Annotated in this window: 15 protein-coding genes; 7 read left to right on the plus strand and 8 right to left on the minus strand. The window is 42.7% G+C overall.

What is annotated here, in order from left to right; all coding sequences use genetic code 11:
- Positions 1-101: 101 nt before the first annotated feature.
- A complete protein-coding gene (locus tag BM003_RS06000) occupies positions 102-1,286 on the plus strand; it encodes a pyridoxal phosphate-dependent aminotransferase (protein WP_093671123.1) in 1,185 nt (394 codons plus the stop codon).
- Between the two features lie 282 nt (positions 1,287-1,568).
- Complete coding sequence (locus BM003_RS06005; RefSeq protein ID WP_093671125.1) at positions 1,569-2,375, plus strand: hypothetical protein; 807 nt, start codon at positions 1,569-1,571, stop codon at positions 2,373-2,375.
- Positions 2,376-2,655: 280 nt separating this feature from the next.
- Here the strand turns inward: BM003_RS06005 and BM003_RS06010 are convergent, their stop codons facing one another.
- The 5 genes from BM003_RS06010 to BM003_RS06030 all read right to left on the minus strand — a co-directional run bounded on the left by BM003_RS06010 (position 2,656) and on the right by BM003_RS06030 (position 7,852).
- The gene (locus BM003_RS06010; protein ID WP_093671127.1) at positions 2,656-3,597 is read right to left on the minus strand and encodes an NAD-dependent epimerase/dehydratase family protein; all 942 of its coding nucleotides are present in this window, start codon (positions 3,595-3,597) and stop codon (positions 2,656-2,658) included.
- 24 nt (positions 3,598-3,621) lie between these two features.
- The gene (locus tag BM003_RS06015; RefSeq protein WP_093671129.1) at positions 3,622-4,281 is read right to left on the minus strand and encodes a hypothetical protein; all 660 of its coding nucleotides are present in this window, start codon (positions 4,279-4,281) and stop codon (positions 3,622-3,624) included.
- On the minus strand, positions 4,274-5,509 hold the full coding sequence (locus BM003_RS06020) for a glycosyltransferase family 4 protein (RefSeq protein ID WP_093671131.1): 1,236 nt from the start codon (positions 5,507-5,509) through the stop codon (positions 4,274-4,276). The genes BM003_RS06015 and BM003_RS06020 overlap by 8 nt, the downstream gene beginning before the upstream one ends.
- Before the next feature lie 357 nt (positions 5,510-5,866).
- The gene (locus BM003_RS06025; protein ID WP_245734081.1) at positions 5,867-6,490 is read right to left on the minus strand and encodes a DUF1796 family putative cysteine peptidase; all 624 of its coding nucleotides are present in this window, start codon (positions 6,488-6,490) and stop codon (positions 5,867-5,869) included.
- A gap of 150 nt (positions 6,491-6,640) precedes the next feature.
- Positions 6,641-7,852, minus strand: a complete 1,212-nt coding sequence (locus tag BM003_RS06030) for a glycosyltransferase family 4 protein (RefSeq protein ID WP_093671135.1) — start codon at positions 7,850-7,852, stop codon at positions 6,641-6,643.
- A 367-nt stretch (positions 7,853-8,219) separates the two neighbouring features.
- On the opposite strand from BM003_RS06030, the gene BM003_RS06035 reads away from it, so the two are divergent.
- Entirely contained in the window at positions 8,220-9,206 is a 987-nt protein-coding gene (locus tag BM003_RS06035) for a polysaccharide biosynthesis protein (RefSeq protein WP_093671137.1), read from the plus strand.
- 180 nt (positions 9,207-9,386) lie between these two features.
- Here BM003_RS06035 and BM003_RS06040 read toward each other — a convergent pair whose 3' ends face one another.
- Together BM003_RS06040 and BM003_RS06045 are read right to left on the minus strand one after the other, a co-directional pair.
- Positions 9,387-10,406 carry a Rossmann-fold NAD(P)-binding domain-containing protein gene (locus tag BM003_RS06040; protein ID WP_143128436.1) on the minus strand — a complete coding sequence of 340 codons (1,020 nt, stop codon included), beginning with the start codon at positions 10,404-10,406 and terminating at the stop codon, positions 9,387-9,389.
- 290 nt (positions 10,407-10,696) lie between these two features.
- Positions 10,697-11,056 (minus strand): DUF4183 domain-containing protein, encoded by a 360-nt coding sequence (locus BM003_RS06045; protein ID WP_245734083.1) that lies wholly within the window; start codon positions 11,054-11,056, stop codon positions 10,697-10,699.
- 323 nt (positions 11,057-11,379) lie between these two features.
- On the opposite strand from BM003_RS06045, the gene BM003_RS06050 reads away from it, so the two are divergent.
- Complete coding sequence (locus BM003_RS06050) at positions 11,380-11,766, plus strand: DUF4183 domain-containing protein (RefSeq protein WP_093671141.1); 387 nt, start codon at positions 11,380-11,382, stop codon at positions 11,764-11,766.
- Between the two features lie 533 nt (positions 11,767-12,299).
- Positions 12,300-13,325, plus strand: coding sequence for an NAD(P)-dependent oxidoreductase (locus tag BM003_RS06055; protein WP_093671143.1), 1,026 nt, complete (start codon positions 12,300-12,302; stop codon positions 13,323-13,325).
- Between the two features lie 307 nt (positions 13,326-13,632).
- Here the strand turns inward: BM003_RS06055 and BM003_RS06060 are convergent, their stop codons facing one another.
- Entirely contained in the window at positions 13,633-14,187 is a 555-nt protein-coding gene (locus BM003_RS06060; protein WP_342742013.1) for a GbsR/MarR family transcriptional regulator, read from the minus strand.
- Positions 14,188-14,462: 275 nt separating this feature from the next.
- Here BM003_RS06060 and BM003_RS06065 point away from each other — a divergent pair, with 275 nt between their 5' ends.
- Complete coding sequence (locus tag BM003_RS06065; protein ID WP_093671147.1) at positions 14,463-15,668, plus strand: quaternary amine ABC transporter ATP-binding protein; 1,206 nt, start codon at positions 14,463-14,465, stop codon at positions 15,666-15,668.
- Positions 15,665-16,513, plus strand: coding sequence for an ABC transporter permease (locus tag BM003_RS06070; RefSeq protein ID WP_093671149.1), 849 nt, complete (start codon positions 15,665-15,667; stop codon positions 16,511-16,513). Before BM003_RS06065 ends, BM003_RS06070 begins: the two co-directional genes overlap by 4 nt.

Here is a 16,513-nt window from a genome sequence, read left to right on the forward strand (position 1 = left end):
ATTGTCCACCAATATAGGTATAATAGCAGTACTGCACGCCAAATGGCGTCACTCTGCCGCTGTGCTAAGAAAAGCTCTACGAAAAAGAGAGGGATTACTTTATGATTGTCGAAGAATTTAAGCAAATGCTCAGTCAAAAGTCAGTCATTCGAGAACTGTCTGAATATGCCACGGAACGAGCGAAACAAATTGGATACGAAAATGTTTTTGACTATAGTCTAGGTAATCCGTCTGTGCCCGTACCTCAAGCATTTACCGATAAACTGGTGGGACTAGCCTCAAGTAAAGACTCGATGGCTGTGCACGGATACAGCCCAAGCCTTGGTATCACCTCGGTTCGTGAAAAGGTTGCCGCCTCGCTTTCGAGAAGATTTGGTGTTGACTACAAAAAAGAACATATTTTCATGACATCCGGCGCAGCCGGCGCTTTGGCACACGCAATGCGTGCTGTGGCGACAGCTGGGGATGAAGTGATCACGTTCGCGCCCTATTTTCCGGAATATACGCCATACGTGCATGGGTTAGGCGCTATTCTAAAAGTAGTTCCGCCGGATACGGAAACGTTGCAGATTAACTTTGAAGCATTTGAGCGCATGTTCTCCCCGAAGGTCGCAGTGGTGCTGATCAATACACCGAACAATCCGTCGGGTGCCGTTTATTCGACCGAAACGATTAAGAAATTAGCTGCCTTTTTAGCGCAAAAGGAGAAAGAATATGGTCATGATATCTATTTGATTTCCGACGAACCGTACCGTGAAATTGTTTTCAACCATGTAGATGCGCCATTTGTCGCTAAGTATTACACACACACCATCACCTGCTATTCATTCAGCAAGTCGCTGTCTCTGCCAGGTGAACGCATTGGCTATGTCGCCGTCAATCCGAATAACCCGAATGCGGCTCTAATCGTGAACATGTGCGGTCAAATTTCTCGCGGCATCGGTCATAATTGCCCGCCGTCATTGATCCAACTCGCCGTAGCTGAAGTGATCGATATGACTGCCGATTTGTCGGTATACGAAACGAACATGAACATCCTGTATGATGGTCTGACAAAACTAGGTTTCTCGTGTGTAAAGCCTGGGGGCACATTCTATATATTCCCGAAGGCACTGGAAGACGATGCAGTTGCGTTCTGTAAGCGCGCGTTGAACTATGATTTGATCCTTGTACCGGCAGACAGTTTTGGCTGCCCAGGCTACTTCCGCATGGCCTATTGCATCCCGACGGAAAAAGTAGAGCGATCCCTTGCCGCATTTGAAAAACTGGCGAAGGATTATCAGTAATTGCCCGTGCGTTGAAGTAACAAACGAAATCATCATAAAGCTCCAGTTTATGAAGGATCAGGCAGTGATGCCTGGTCCTTTTCGATTCTGTCTTTGAGACCCATAAGACTGCTCAGCTCTTTTCATTGTTTGGCTGTATTCGCGAACCAAGAGGCAGGCTGGAGCAGTATCCCTATTGACTCCGATACGCATACATCAATAGTTTAGCTGTTTGCCTGTTAATGCGCTCACGAAATACGGCGATAAACAGAGAAAGAAGTCAAAAAAAGGAGAAAACATGATATGATAGAGATGTTACAACGTCACTCGAAACTGGAGGCAGGCATGAAAAAAACACTGTTAATTTTATTTGTGATCGCAGCCCTTGTTTTGAGCGGCTGCGCTAATCAGGAAAACAATGCTTATGAACAGGCAATGAAAAAAGGACAGGCTGCTCTTGTCTCTAAGGATTATGATGCTGCGGCAAGCTATTTTAAAAAGGCCTTGAAGTATAAGAAAAAGGATAAGAAAGCAACACGATTAGCGGCGCAAACCACAAATTTTCTGGTCGCTAAATCGGTGACGGATCATCCGGAACAAGCCATAAAGGCCTTGAATATGGTCATTCTTCAAAAAAATGGATCAGGCACACTGAGAAAAGATGCAAGGGAGTTAAGAGAACAAGTGATAACGGCACAACAAAAGAATGCTGAAAAAACGTCATCCAATCAATCTTCCCAGAGCTCCTCGGAATCATCATCCGGCAGTTCGCCTGATACGCAAATGAGCAGTTCAGATGATTCATCATCGGTATCATCTTCTTCTGGTTCATCCGCGACTTCATCCAACAGCTCGGGTGTTGCGGTATCCCAGGAAAAAGCAGAGACAGCCGTAATTAAGGCAGCCGGATATACGCCGGATGAAGTCTATGTAGACACGATCGACAATGGCACCTATTATTCAATGGAACTGCGTGAAAATCACACAAATGACAGTGCGGCGGATCCTAATACCGCTCCGTCCGCCGGATTTTTCCGCTATTACAAAGAGTCAGGGAAAATCACGCAGCTCGATCTTCTGAGCAACTCGTATAAAGATGTAAATCATTGATCGGACCATTCGCAAGATTAACGGGACTCGTATGCGCTATGAGTGAAGTGAAGAGTGTATACTGATTGTGCCTTCGCCAAACCCTTAGGTGAAACCGTCGACGTACCGGACAAGGTCGGCCTAGGTCCGGTGTATCATCTCCTCAAGCGGGTAATGGACTGTACCAGTGAAAAAAGACTTGCCGGATTATTGATCCCGGCAGGTCTTTAGTTTATACAACAAAAACGTATCAAAGCTTAGCGGAAGCCAGCATAGGCGAGATTTCGCCAAGCTTGGCTAGTCACAATTCTTGTCTCTGTTCCCTCTTTTTATTCAGTACTTCTGCCTCATACGTTTCTCGTAATCCATCTACGATATCGTATGACGGTACAAAGTTCAGTAATTTTCTCGCTTTCCCGTTATCCAAACAGCTGTGCCGGATATCTGCGGCTTTTGCGTCAAGATAGATGGTCTTGGGTTCTGATCCATACACGTTACGCAGGTGGTTAATCAACTGGTTGATGGATGTCGTTTGAGCGGTACTTGCATGAATAATTTCCCCATCCCCGTGATTGATTGCGGCAAGATTTGCTTTAACTATATCCTTCACATAGATAAAATCACAGGTCTGATTGCCATCGCCATAAATTTTTAAGGGTTCACCTTTTTTTAATTGATTTAAAAAGATGGCAATAACCCCGCCTGCTTCTTCGGCGGCTTTTCTGGGTCCAAACACATTGGCATATCTGAGAATGGTGTAAGGAAGTTGATAAATTCGACTAAAAAGCCGGATATAGGATTCCTCCGCCAGCTTTGACAACCCATAACAGGATATTGGAGCTACCGGATCTTCTTCTGAGACTAGATCCTTTTGATTTTCACCATAGACGGCTGCTGATGAGGCGAAGATAAACTTTTTAGTTTGGGAAAGATAACAGCCATCCAGAATATTGATAGTTCCGTCAATTGTAAGTTCAGTATCGTTATTCTGTGTCTGTGCGGAAGCCGCTGCTTCTGCTTGATCCGCTAAATGAAAGACCACATCAGGCTTGATGTGTACAATCGTATCTTTAACCTCCGGGTTCGAGATGTCCATCACGTGCAGGGTGGCGCACGGGTGAATATTTTCGATACGGCCAGAGTGCAGATTATCAATAATGTGAACGTCATCGCCGCGGTCAATTAAGGCATCCACAAGATGAGAGCCGATGAATCCCGCACCACCTGAAACAATTGCTTTCACCATGCTCCCTCCCTCAGTTCATAATTACTTTATGAAAACAAATTTATAGTGGTTGTTTTGTGTTACGTCATCCTTCCGTTCAGCAGGTTTAATAATCTTCTTTTTTGATTGTAGCGGTGTGATGCGGAGTGCTGGGTCAGATTCCGCTTTCTGTTTGGTACTGCATTCTTTCCGATCTAACGATGAAATGTGCGCAAGTTCGGGAGCGACATTTGGTGTGAATGTTTTGACAATACTGATGTGTTGATTGGTCGGCTCAGACGGTCGGCTCACTTTCTTTATGGGCGGTTGAGACAGTGTACGGACGTTCGGAAGCGTTGTCTTTATTTTGTTGTGCACCTGGTCATCATTTTGCTGCGGTTCTTCTTGTGTCGTTTCGTGCTGGTTATAGATGTCTGTAACAATTTTTAGTGTTTCAAGATCCGGCAGTACGTAATTTGTTGGAAGTAAATGAACAATTTTCTCGAAAATGGGTTTTGACATAAAAATCGTTGCGTCCCGGGGCGGAGAAGCAAATAGTGAATGCGTGTCTTCGATGTTTAAAAGAGTAGGATTAGTACGCTGCTCACTCATAAAGTCAGAATTATTGCTTGTTTTCTTCCCCCGTGCCTTTTTCCAAAGATCGGTAACCTTCCAATAGCAGACGAGAATAATATACTTGAAAAATTCGATTAGCTTATACAAGCTTCTCACCCTTTCCTTTGGCGGATATGGCCTGAAGATAGATGTTCAGAAGATCCTGAGTACCTCGATCAATTGACCAATGTGTCAAGCCCCACTTTCGAGCATTAATTCCGAGGTTTTTTCTTAACTGGTCATCAGAGAGAAGCTGATTGATCGTACCGAACAGAACGTCAGCGTTTTTCTGCGGTGTCAACATGCCGGTCACGCCATGCTGAATCATTTCCAAGATTCCACCGACATTGCTTGCAATAACCGCTTTGCCCGCTATTTGTGCTTCGATCACCGACAGGGGCTGGTTTTCGATCAATGTCGGCAGAACAAGTATATCTGCTTGACTGAGCAGACTTGGCACATCCTCTCTTTTTCCTAAAAATCGAACGGAATCACCTAGACCAAGTGACAGTGCTTGGCTTTTGAGTTCCGACTCTTTTTCACCAGTACCGACGATCCAGCCTACCCAGTCGTTTCTAATCTGTTTCAGTTTGGCAAATGCATCGATGAGATAATTGACCCCTTTAAGTTCGACGAGCCGTCCCGTGTAAATAATGACTTTTTTGCCCTTAGGTGCCTCAAGTGTTGCCTTTTGGTGTAATTTCTGAATAAAGGTTTCGGTATCAAAACCGTAATGCAGCACTTTAAGCTGTTCTTTCGGTACGTGGAACTCGTTGGTCAGCATCGTTTGCAACCACTGATTGCAGACGATGGTTGTGTCTGCCGAGACGGCTCCGTCATGTTCCAATTCATCGTAGTACGTTCTGGCGAGATAATCCGTTTCCGACTTGTGAACGGTTTCCAACTGGTGTCTGATCTCATGAGCAACTGATCCGTGCAGAGTGGCAATTAATGGTGTATTCGGATCCTTGATTCGGCTCATCGCAACGGTTGAGAGCACATCCTGAGTGTGGATGATGTCGTAATCCTTAACACCGAAATAAGAGGCGCTCAATTCATATACATAACGCTGCATCTCTGTCCATTTCACTAAGAAATTAGCATACATTGCTGGATAATTTTCTTGTGTAAAATGGGCATCGATTAACGGAGTGACCTTCTCTCTTGACAGAACCAATCCTTTATTGAACACTGTGACATTAAGGTTGGATTGATCATAGCCAAGCAGATCAACTTCATGGCCATACGACTCCAGCTTTTTTTTCAGCTGGGTCATATATTGCCAAACTCCGCCCACATGGGGAATGGACCAGTAAGTGGCTAGCAAAATTTTCATTTTCCGCATCTCTCCTATGGATGATATATTGTTACTGTATTGTGCAGTCAATATATTGTGTAGGCATGTTTCTTTCTTTTTGACAAAAAATATTTAAATTGTCTACTTTTGGGGGGGGCACTGATAGAAGTAATGATTGCGTCCATTTATCTCATTTTTTTCGACCATTTCCCCGGCGCGTTGCACCCGTAGGCGATCGAACGTTGTGTATCGCAAACTGTTGAAAAAATTCCGCTTCATCAGAAAGGCCCAATCAAGCACATTTTTTGCGAACAAAAAAACAACGCTAAAGTGGTATGCTTAATCGGCAGCTTTAGCGTTGTACGGATTGAGGGTGATTGAACCATTAACTGCAGCTTATCTAATATGAACTCCTTTTAGGACTTGGGACCAAAGCGCGTTATTTCCTCCCCATATTTCACCATTGGGGAACTCTAGTGAAAGGACATTTTCCAGCGGCCAGTTTTTGACAACGATCCCGGCAACGTTTGTATGGTTGATCACAAGAATGCGGAAGTCGCCCTTAACCAGTTCAGACAAGGTATCTTCCAATGCTAAAATTTCATCAAATGTCCCCTCGGTTCGAACAAAAAGAATCCGTTTGCTTGTTTCACATTTGGTTAAGAATCGCTTAATTCGACGATCGAATTTTGCTTTTACTTCCGGATAGGTTGCCAAATAGGCTAAGCTATTTCTTTCTGCATCGAAGTCATGATTTGACATAATATTATACTGCTCATCAGCGACTAGTAAATTTTGTGCAGTGGCATAGCCTCTGATTGACAGATGTGACGCGTCCATAAACCCTGCAAATCTATTTTTAAGCAAGCGATTGACATTATTAAGAGATGGCGATCCCATCCAGTCGATGACCCCGGCAAATGGCCGCAGATTGAGCCTTCTTAATTGAATACTGGCTAAGCATAAGTCTCCTAAACTGAAAATCGCATCATAGGTTCCATTGATCGTTTTAAAACTCATGGTGCACCTCTTCTTCCTTTTTATATGGACTTTTTTCTTCGCTTGTTCAATTTCCTGCATTTTCCGAAATTGATGGATTTTAAAGCGGGTTCTTGAAAACCAATGCAATAGTTTATATTTAAAGATAAACGGAGTAGTCCATTTCATTGTTTAATCCTGTCCCTCCTTGCGCTTTACCTGTTCATAGATACGCACTAAATTTTGTACGGCACATTCTTGAGACCAATGACCGCTCCCCCATTTGCTTGCACTGGTTCCTAGTTTTTCTCTGAGTCGATCGTTGTCTAACAGGAAATCAAGCTTTTCAGATAGCGCCTGAGGATCACGCTCAGGAACAATAATCCCGGTGACGCCATCGTCAACCATTTCAGGCAGTCCGCCTGAACGGCTCACTATAACTGCTTTTCCGGCAAGCTGGGCTTCGATGACGGACAGGGGCTGGTTGTCAAGAAGGCTGGGTGAAACATGGATATCGGCCTGAGAGAGCAGATAGGGAACATCTTGTCGGGTTCCGAAAAAGATAACATCGTTGATTAATCCCAGCTTTTTTGCTTGTGCTGTTAATTGCTCGCTCATATCGCCATCGCCAACGATCCAACAGACCCAATCATTTTCTGCTCTTTGCTGTTTCAGTCGACCCAGTGCGCTCAGCAGAAAGTCAACACCCTTTAACATAACAAGTCTGCCTGTATAAATAATTACTTTTTTCTTAGTTCTTAAGGACGTTTTTGTAGTTAACTGTTTTACGAAATGAGTGCAATTATAACCGTAATGGTGTACTTGAATTTGTTCTGCAGGGACATCAAATTCATGGATTAAGACGTTCTTCAGCCAGTGGTTCGCAACGATCGTTATGTCGGCACAGGTTGCGCCAAAGTGCTCCAGATTTTTAAAATATTCTTTTGCTGTGGATGTCGAAGAAGACTGGTGAGTCGCTTCGAGCTCGTAGAACGTTTTGAGTGCGACGGATCCATGCAATGTTGCGACGAGCGGCACATGCTTCGGCTTGATATGGCTTATGGCGGCCGTTGACAACACGTCTTGTGTGTGGATGAGATCATAGTCGCTTAATCCAAGAGACGCTGCTGCCGCTTCATAGAATTTCATATGACGTTCGGTTTGTGCAACACGTTCGTTTGTGTTGTTTTGGTGATGATACGCTCTGCTTTTTTCCGGACACAGCGCATTAACAGATATTTTTTTCTTTTTGTTAACGAGATGAATATAGGCTTTGTCTTCGCCATACCCCAATAAGTCAACGTTATGCCCCATTTTCTCCAAGCTTTCCTTTAATTGAACCATGTAGTTCCAAACCCCACCGACATGTGGAATCACCCAAAAGGTGGCAAGCAGTATCTTCAAAAGTCAATCATCCCGCTTTCGCTATATGACATAATGTATTGCTCCATCCCGTGTTTGGTTTGGGTGGTTGACCTAGAGATCGAAATATCTCCTCTGTTACTCTGCGAAAATAGCATCAGCGGGCGAGCCTCATTTGTCTTCAGTACACCTCATTTATTCCTATTTCGCTTTAAATTAAAGAGACTGCCTATGACAATGAAACTAGGATTGCATAGGTTATAAGAGTCGGCGCTTGATCAGCCAAGTAGTTCGATACACCACATGGTCATAGAAAAGCAAATAAACATTCTTCCTTACAAAAATAAAAAAAACCGAACGGCGACGGATGATATTAATAGCGTACTGTTGAATATAGGAGGCATAGGACGTGTTGAACAATCAGACCATCCTTGTAACGGGTGGAACGGGATCATGGGGCTATGAGTTAGTTAGGCAACTATTAGATAAAGGGCCAAAGGAAATTAGGATCTTTTCACGCAATGAAAACAATCAATTCATCATGAAACAAGTATTTAATGGGGAATCTCGATTGCGTTTTATTATAGGTGATATACGAGAAAAGGACGCGCTTATTGAAGCTTGCCGAGGGGTGGATTATATCTTTCACCTGGCAGCATTAAAGCATGTCCCCGTTTGTGAAGAGCAGCCGCTTGATGCGTTAAAAACAAATGTTATCGGTACACAGCATGTTATTGATGCGGCGATTCATTGCGGCGCGAAAAAAGTGGTGTATATCTCAACGGATAAGGCTTCAGATCCACTAAACTTTTACGGATTTTCAAAAGCAATGGGCGAGCGTTTAATTATTCATGCAAATACATTGACAGGGCAAACGAAATTTGTCTGCGTCCGCGGCGGTAATGTGCTAGGAACAAACGGGAGTGTCATCCATGTCTTTAAAAGCCAGATGGAACAAAGAAATAAGATAGGCATTACCGATCCTCAAATGACGCGCTTTTTCATGTCCGTGCAAGACGCGATTAAGCTTGTTTTGAAGGCCACTTATGAAAGCGTTGGCGGAGAAACTTTTGTCATGAAAATGCCTTCCTGTAAAATTAGTGATCTGGCACAGGTGCTGATTGAAGCTTCAGGGAGAACAAAGATAACGATTGAGACGCTTGGGGTCCGTCCGGGAGAAAAAATTCATGAGCTGCTGCTTTCTTTAAATGAAAGTAGGAAAACCATTGTTTACAGCGATCAGTATTATGTGATTCTTCCAACCCTCCCGATTGAGGGTGTGGAGGAACACTACGCAAACTACCCCGCGGCAAAAATTGCAGAATACAGTTCCAAAGAGAGATTAATGAATAAACATGAAATCAAAGAGATGCTAGAGAAAGACGGATTCATATAATAAACGTGTTGCCCGCTGATAATGGAAGAACAAACGAGTTACCGACCCCGTCAACGATCAGAAAAGTGCAGGGAGCATATTTCTCCCTGCACTTTTAATTGTGTTAAAGATCCAGTTTATTTGTCTCATGAAACGGGAATGGCTGGTGCTGGATGACTAATGAAAAAGCTGAAAAATTCTTTACTTTTGATGATTTTTTAAATGGTTGAATAGTTCGACTACTCTTCGCTTTTCCTCGTCAGAATAATCGAGTTCGCGTTTCACTCCGCCTAATCCGTCCGCAACGCCGACAACTTGGGTGGGCTTTATCACTTGATCAACAATAACATCACCATTATTGCCAATAACTCCCCCGGATACTAAATCATATCCTTTACTCGGATCCTTTATGCGGCCCATTACTTTTGAAAAAAATAAATCGACTTCATCGCTGAGAAGAAGAAGATTATATAAAAAAGCAATTCGGACATCTAGTCGGTAACACGTGATACCTTTTTCCAGAGCCCCTTGAATGAATGCCGATTTAAAATTATTTATTCCGCCATCAATCACTAGTGAATGCTCATTTAATAGTGACAAATAGTCCTCACCAATAATTTCTTCGGCAGACAAAAAAGATAGAATGATCGTATACTTTTCATTAGGTTTTTTAACTGCTTGGATTTTGGGAGAAAATTTAGGGATAATTAAATTTAATGAGTCGGCAATTTTAACGGACTTTTGATAGTTTCTACTATGCAAATACACGTTTGCTTGTCGCTCAGCCAGCCTTAAGGCTACTTTTGTACTTAAATTTCCGGAACCAATAACCAGCACGGATTTATTTTCCAATGTGTCTTGATAATGATGCCGTATAAGCAGATCACAGGACTCTATCGTTGCATCGTTCGGTTTGCAGGTAATAACTTTAGATAGTTTTATGATTTGTCTTGCTTCACGAATAAGAGACAAGCCCTGCTTCTCCTCAATATCAATTAATATATAGTCGACTCGGCCATCTAAGGCGGATAGGCAAGCGCGTGCTTGTTCTACTTCTGTTACCAAAAAGCTTATCGCCGTAAAGCCCATTGCGGATCTTCTTGGCAATGTACGTAATCCATTTGATTTTCTAGCCGTTGTACTAATAATTCCTACTGATTTGTTTTTTATGCCCTTTAGATAATCTAATTCTCTCTGGATAAGTTGACTGTTGTCCGTCATGTAGATAAATCATCCCCATTGTGATCTTTTTTACTTGGATCCATGTTGTGAAAAGATGTGTTTTTCAAGCACAGAACTATTAAGGATATAATAAAATAGATAGTTGTATCCTATTCAAGATATGGGCTTTTTGTGACGCTTATGAACACCTTTTCGTATATGTATTTGGTTTTCATGCAGAAAGGGTGGAATGAAAAACGTGTATGATTTTCTTTATCTCGAAGGTGATCGAAAAGAAACACCATTCGCAAAAAGTATGGAAGTCGGAGCCTAATCCACTGGGTTTTATGTTAACGAATCGACAGCATCTGCAGAATAATAGGGGTACCTTTAATGGGGACGTCTTCTGTATGAATCACCAACTGTCCGTTAATTACGTCATAACTCTGTTTGGATTGTAAAATGCCATTAATGAACAAATTCATGTAGGACACTTCGTCAGGGTTTAAAATAATGTTTGTGCCATGTCCATGCAGTGCGTCAATGGATGCGTAAACTCTTTTTTGTCCGTCGGATAATGTATAAAATGTGAGCGCATCCACCTGTTGCGGATGGATAAAAAGCCGTTTCGGACCGCATTGTGCTTTCGGGAGTGACAGAAACGGCTGAGGAATGAATGATGCCTTTTTTGAAGAAAACATATTTTCCATCTTTATTTTCCCCCCCTCGTATTAAAGTATATGAACCGCCCCGGATAAAGTGAGTACCATTTGACAGTCAAACGGAGTGGTAAAGCTGAACGGGTGGCGTTAGCGGATACTGCACACAAAAAGCCGTCTTATTTGGTTACGTGCGCTGTGTTTTCTTTGGGTTATTTTCTTATCTTTTCGCTTAATTGGCTTTCGTGGATAGCCCTTTTCCTCCTCAAGCATATGGTGTAATAAATCAGTAAGTTATGAGGGATTAGGCAGATTCAGTTATCCGACAACTTCTCAAGGTTAGCTGATATCTATCGATCAAAGGGGGAAATAAGATGGGTCTTAAAATCATTAAGCCCGTTTTTGAGGCGAAAAGCAGCATCAAGGTGGCACCATCGGTTACTCGTTTTTTCTATGAACTGGAGCAAGTGATACCCGAGGAGACCGTAGTGAAAATTGATACGACTAAATTCTTTGATGACGAGGGTGCGCCTGTTGAATCGTTTCCGGCATTAGAGCTTGATAATAGTTATATCAATGTTTATATTAATGGTGTTGTTCAAATGGCGGACAATTTTGCGTATACAGCCGGTGAGAATGGAGTTGGAAATCTATTAATTACAGTGCCCGAAGGATCGAATATTGCCAAAGGAACACCGATCATCATAGAAGTCATTAATTTTGATCCAATTATAAATACATCTTCTTCTGAAAAGGAATAATTAAATAAGCAACGTATCTGCTGAAGTTATTCATGGAACGAACACCGTGAATAACTTTTTTCATGGGTAAGAACGCGTACACAAGAGGCTTGTTGAATCCAAATTATCTAATCGCTAGGCTTATTGAATGAAAAAGGGACGAATTTGGGGCGGGTTTTTCAATTGCCTTAGGAAACATTTTTTCATTTACTTTTATACGGTAATCCGAATCATGACGGCGCTGTTTTCAAAGGTCGCAACAGGAAAAGCAGGTACTCAAAAGTTCATCATTCACAAAAAGATCACTTTTTTTGCACATTAGCAGATTGTCGCTGACAGAGTGTGGTGTTATAATTTTATGTGAAAAAAGATTTCCTAATCATTCACACTTTTGTGTCTAAACGAAGGCGCGTTGAATAAATTGTGAAGAGAAGGAGAAAACTTTTTTGTATATTGTGAAACGAATCACGAATAAATCAAGCTGTTCCGGTTACAACCCTGATATTCAGAAATACCAGGTGTAGAATAAACTTTCTTTAGGAGGATGTTTGAGCATGGCTTTTAAAATCATTGCGTATGGTGTAGAACCTTACGAAGAACATTTGTACAGTGAATTGAATAAATACGGTTATGAATTGACGTTGGTTAATGACTTGTTGACTGCTGACAACGGCGATCTCGCACAAGGTCACGATGGTGTATTACTTTTCGTTAACTGCCTCGCAGACCGTGCGAACCTTGAAAAATTCAGTGAATATGGCATCAAATACGTATTTACGCGTACTGCCGGATTCAACCATATCGACCTGCAAGCAGCTTCCGATCTCGGATTGAAAGTTGCCCGCGTTCCTGCTTATTCACCAAACGCGATTGCTGAACTCGCTGTATATCTTGGTACAGCACTCCTTCGTCACACAGTTTATACGACTGCCCGCACTTCGAAACTGAACTTCAAGGTAACGGAAACGAACTTCAGCCACGAAGTTCATAAAATTACTGTTGGTATCGTCGGAACCGGCCACATCGGCTGCGTCGAAGCAGAACTGTATAAAGGTCTTGGCGCGAAATTGCTCGGCTATGACATCTTCCAAAGCGACTTCGCCAAGAAATTGGTTGAATTCAAGGAATTGGATGAACTGCTTGCTGAATCTGATATCGTCAGCCTGCACCTTCCATACTTCCCTGGCAAAAATGAAAACTTTGTTGGTGAAGACTTCATCAGCAAAATGAAAGACGGCGCAATTCTGATCAACACTGCTCGCGGCGAAATCGTTGACGAAGCTGCTGTTGTTAAAGGAATCAAGAGCGGCAAGCTCGAAGGTTTCGGCGCCGACGTATTGACTGACGAAGCACGCTTCTTCGGCAAAGACTTCTCCGACGGCACCGAATTCCCAGATGCTACGATCAAAGAATTGATCGAATTGTATCCTAAGGTATTGATCACGCCGCATGTTGCTGCGATGACCGACGTAGCCGTTTCGAACATGATTTCAACAAGCTACGACAACTTCAATTCCGCAGTCAATGGCGAAAGCCTCGGCCGCGCTGAAGTTGAACTTCCTCAGCCAGCTGCAAAATAAATACTAGTCAATCTTGAATAAATATAAAAGCAGTTCCGTTGTCAAAAGCGGAGCTGCTTTTTTGGTGCGTCGCAAGGATGACAGTTATACGGTAGAATTAATAGTAATACGTTCGAATGAACAGGCTAAACACGCGTTGTCTCAGAAACAACGGAGGGATGCTTAATGCTGCAGCCTCAGATAGTATACCCATAGGGCAAATCAAAGAAAAGTACACCTGCATACCACTGTATTCGTGGATGTAGGTGCACGGCATTGGTTTTGTTTGAATTAGATTGTGTTGACACGAACATCGCTCAGAGTTAAATTATTGGTCATCGTTCGCTTTTTTCTTAATTAGTTCAAAAAGTTCATCACTTTCAAGAAAATCAAACAGACGATTTAACCATTCGTAATAATTCAAGATATATTGGTATTTATCAATATCTGTCTGGATCAGTTGTTTTTCGGATTCAATGAGATCCTGATTTTTCATTAAATCATTTAGTTCTTTAAGCGATTGACGTACGGCTTTAGCGTTCAATGAGGTGACTTTGCGCCACTGATTTGAGAAGAAATCGGTAAAAATCTGATACCAGTCCTCTTGAGCTTCGTAAAGATCTTTTCGAACCCCTTTTTTCCAAACACGTTCAACCATATTCAGTTCAGTAAGTGTACGAACTGAGGTGCTCATGCTTGTCTTGCTCATCTTCAATTCTTCCTTCATATCATCCAAGGTCATGGGAGCGCCATTAAAAAATAATGTGCCGTAAAGACGACCGATTGATGGTGAAACACCGTATAGGTACATATTTTGAGAAACGGATTCAATGACTCTTTCCCTTATATTTTCAACGATTTCTGCATGATCCAACCTATTCACCAACTTAAAAGAAAATTTCACTATACTACATTGTAAACGTTGATTAATGCTCTGAAAAGAACGAAATGCAACGGAAAAACAACAATCTCATTTCGCTTGGAAATGCCAATACATTATACAGTATACATTGTATTATCTGATTGTACAGTTTGAACTGTATAAATAATTATGCTACGATTAATACAGTGTTATACGCATCGTGTTTGAGAAACGCCATGGGACCTTTTATAAATAGCGGGTGCTTGATAAAGTCCAGAAAAAAACGAGGTGTTTAAATGAAAAAAATTGAAGTGAAACAAGCGATGAAAATTTTCGGCAAAAATCCGCAACGCGGTTTAGCTCTCTTGAAAAAGGGACTTTCAAAAAAAGCGATCAAAGAAAAGACAGACTTAAATGTGGGCGTTGCCGAGGCAAGTTTCTCAGTTGAATCAGGTGAAATTTTTGTGATCATGGGTTTATCCGGCAGCGGTAAATCTACATTGGTTCGGCTTCTTAACCGGTTAATTGAACCGACATCCGGGCGTATTTTTATTGATGGTGAGGACATCACTCGAATGAACGCGGAAGGCTTGAGGCAGGTTCGGCGTAAAAAAATCAGCATGGTTTTTCAGGGCTTTGCGCTTTTCCCACATCGAACCATTCTTGAAAATACGCTTTTCGGTTTGGAAATTCAAGGCGTAGATAAAAGTGAGCGAACAAAACGTGCCTATCAATCGTTGGCACTTGTCGGACTTAAGGGATACGAAGCCAGTTTTCCAAATCAATTATCTGGTGGTATGCAGCAACGCGTTGGCCTTGCGCGTGCATTGGCCAGTGATACAGATATACTGCTCATGGATGAGGCCTTTAGCGCGCTTGATCCTTTGATCCGCAAAGAAATGCAGGATCAGTTGTTGGACCTGCAAAATGAGATGCAAAAAACCATTGTATTTATCACGCATGATTTAGATGAAGCGCTGCGCATCGGTGATCACATCGCGTTGATGAAAGATGGGCGCATTGTTCAAATTGGTACTCCTGAAGAGATTCTCATGAACCCGGCAAACGATTATGTCGAACATTTTGTCGAGGATGTTGATCTGTCCAAAGTCATCACAGCGGGAAACATCATGAGCCGCGCCGATGCGATGCTGATTGATCGCGGGGCGCGTGTTGCTCTGCAGCTAATGAATGACAACGGAATATCAAGTATTTTTGCTGTGGATCGCGATCAAAAGTTTCTTGGTGTTGTGGACGCTGATGACGCAGCTGAAGCGGTGGAAACAGGAACACGCGCACGCGATATCGTATGCAAGGTAAATCCGGTTGGGGTGGACACGCATCTTGCTGATCTATTTGAAGATATCTCAAAGTCGACCCTTCCATTAGCAGTTGTTGATGAACAAGGCAAGCTGCGCGGACTTGTGCGGCGCGGAGCGATTATCAATGCGCTTGCGGGCAATAAACCGTTAATTAATGATGAGAAGGTGAAAAACTCTTGAATACGACCCCATTACCGAAAATACCTATTGGTCATTGGGCTGATTTGCTCATTCAATTTATTACACGTTACTGCGATACATTTTTCGGCTATATCGCGACAGGTATCCAAAGCTTTGTAGACAGTCTGGTTTGGCTATTTACGTTCATGACGCCGGTCGTTTTTATTTTGATTTTTGTTGGAATTGCTTTTTGGCGCAGGGGGATCGGTGTTGCTCTTTTTACATTAGTCGGACTTATTCTTATTTATGATTTAGGCTATTGGGTGCATGCAATGCAGACCTTCGCGCTTGTGCTGACCTCGGTTGTCCTTTCGATTATCATTGGTCTCCCGATTGGCATTTGGGCAGGAATCAATACAACCTTTCATCGCGTGGTCACGCCGATTCTCGATTTTATGCAGACCATGCCATCGTTTGTTTATCTTATCCCCGCCATTTTCTTATTTGGAACGGGAATGCCTCCGGGTGTTGTGGCGACGATTGTCTTTGCTATGCCGCCGACAATCCGTATGACTGGATTAGGTATTCGCCAAGTGCCGCCTGATTTAATTGAGGCTTCGGATGCATTTGGGTCAACGATTTGGCAAAAGCTTTTTAAAGTGCAGATTCCAATGGCTGCGCCGACGATAATGGCAGGTGTGAATCAAAGTATCATGCTTTCCCTCTCCATGGTCGTTGTGGCGTCCCTTGTCGGCGCACCCGGACTCGGTGCCGATGTTTATCTTGCCGTGACATCGCTGCGCATAGATATCGGTGTTGAAGCGGGTCTTGCAATTGTGATTCTTGCGATCATGCTGGATCGGTTATCACAAAATACTCGAAATAAGAAAAAGGGAGAATTCTAA

The sequence above is a fragment of the Sporolactobacillus nakayamae genome (genome assembly GCF_900113325.1).
GTDB lineage: Bacteria > Bacillota > Bacilli > Bacillales > Sporolactobacillaceae > Sporolactobacillus > Sporolactobacillus nakayamae.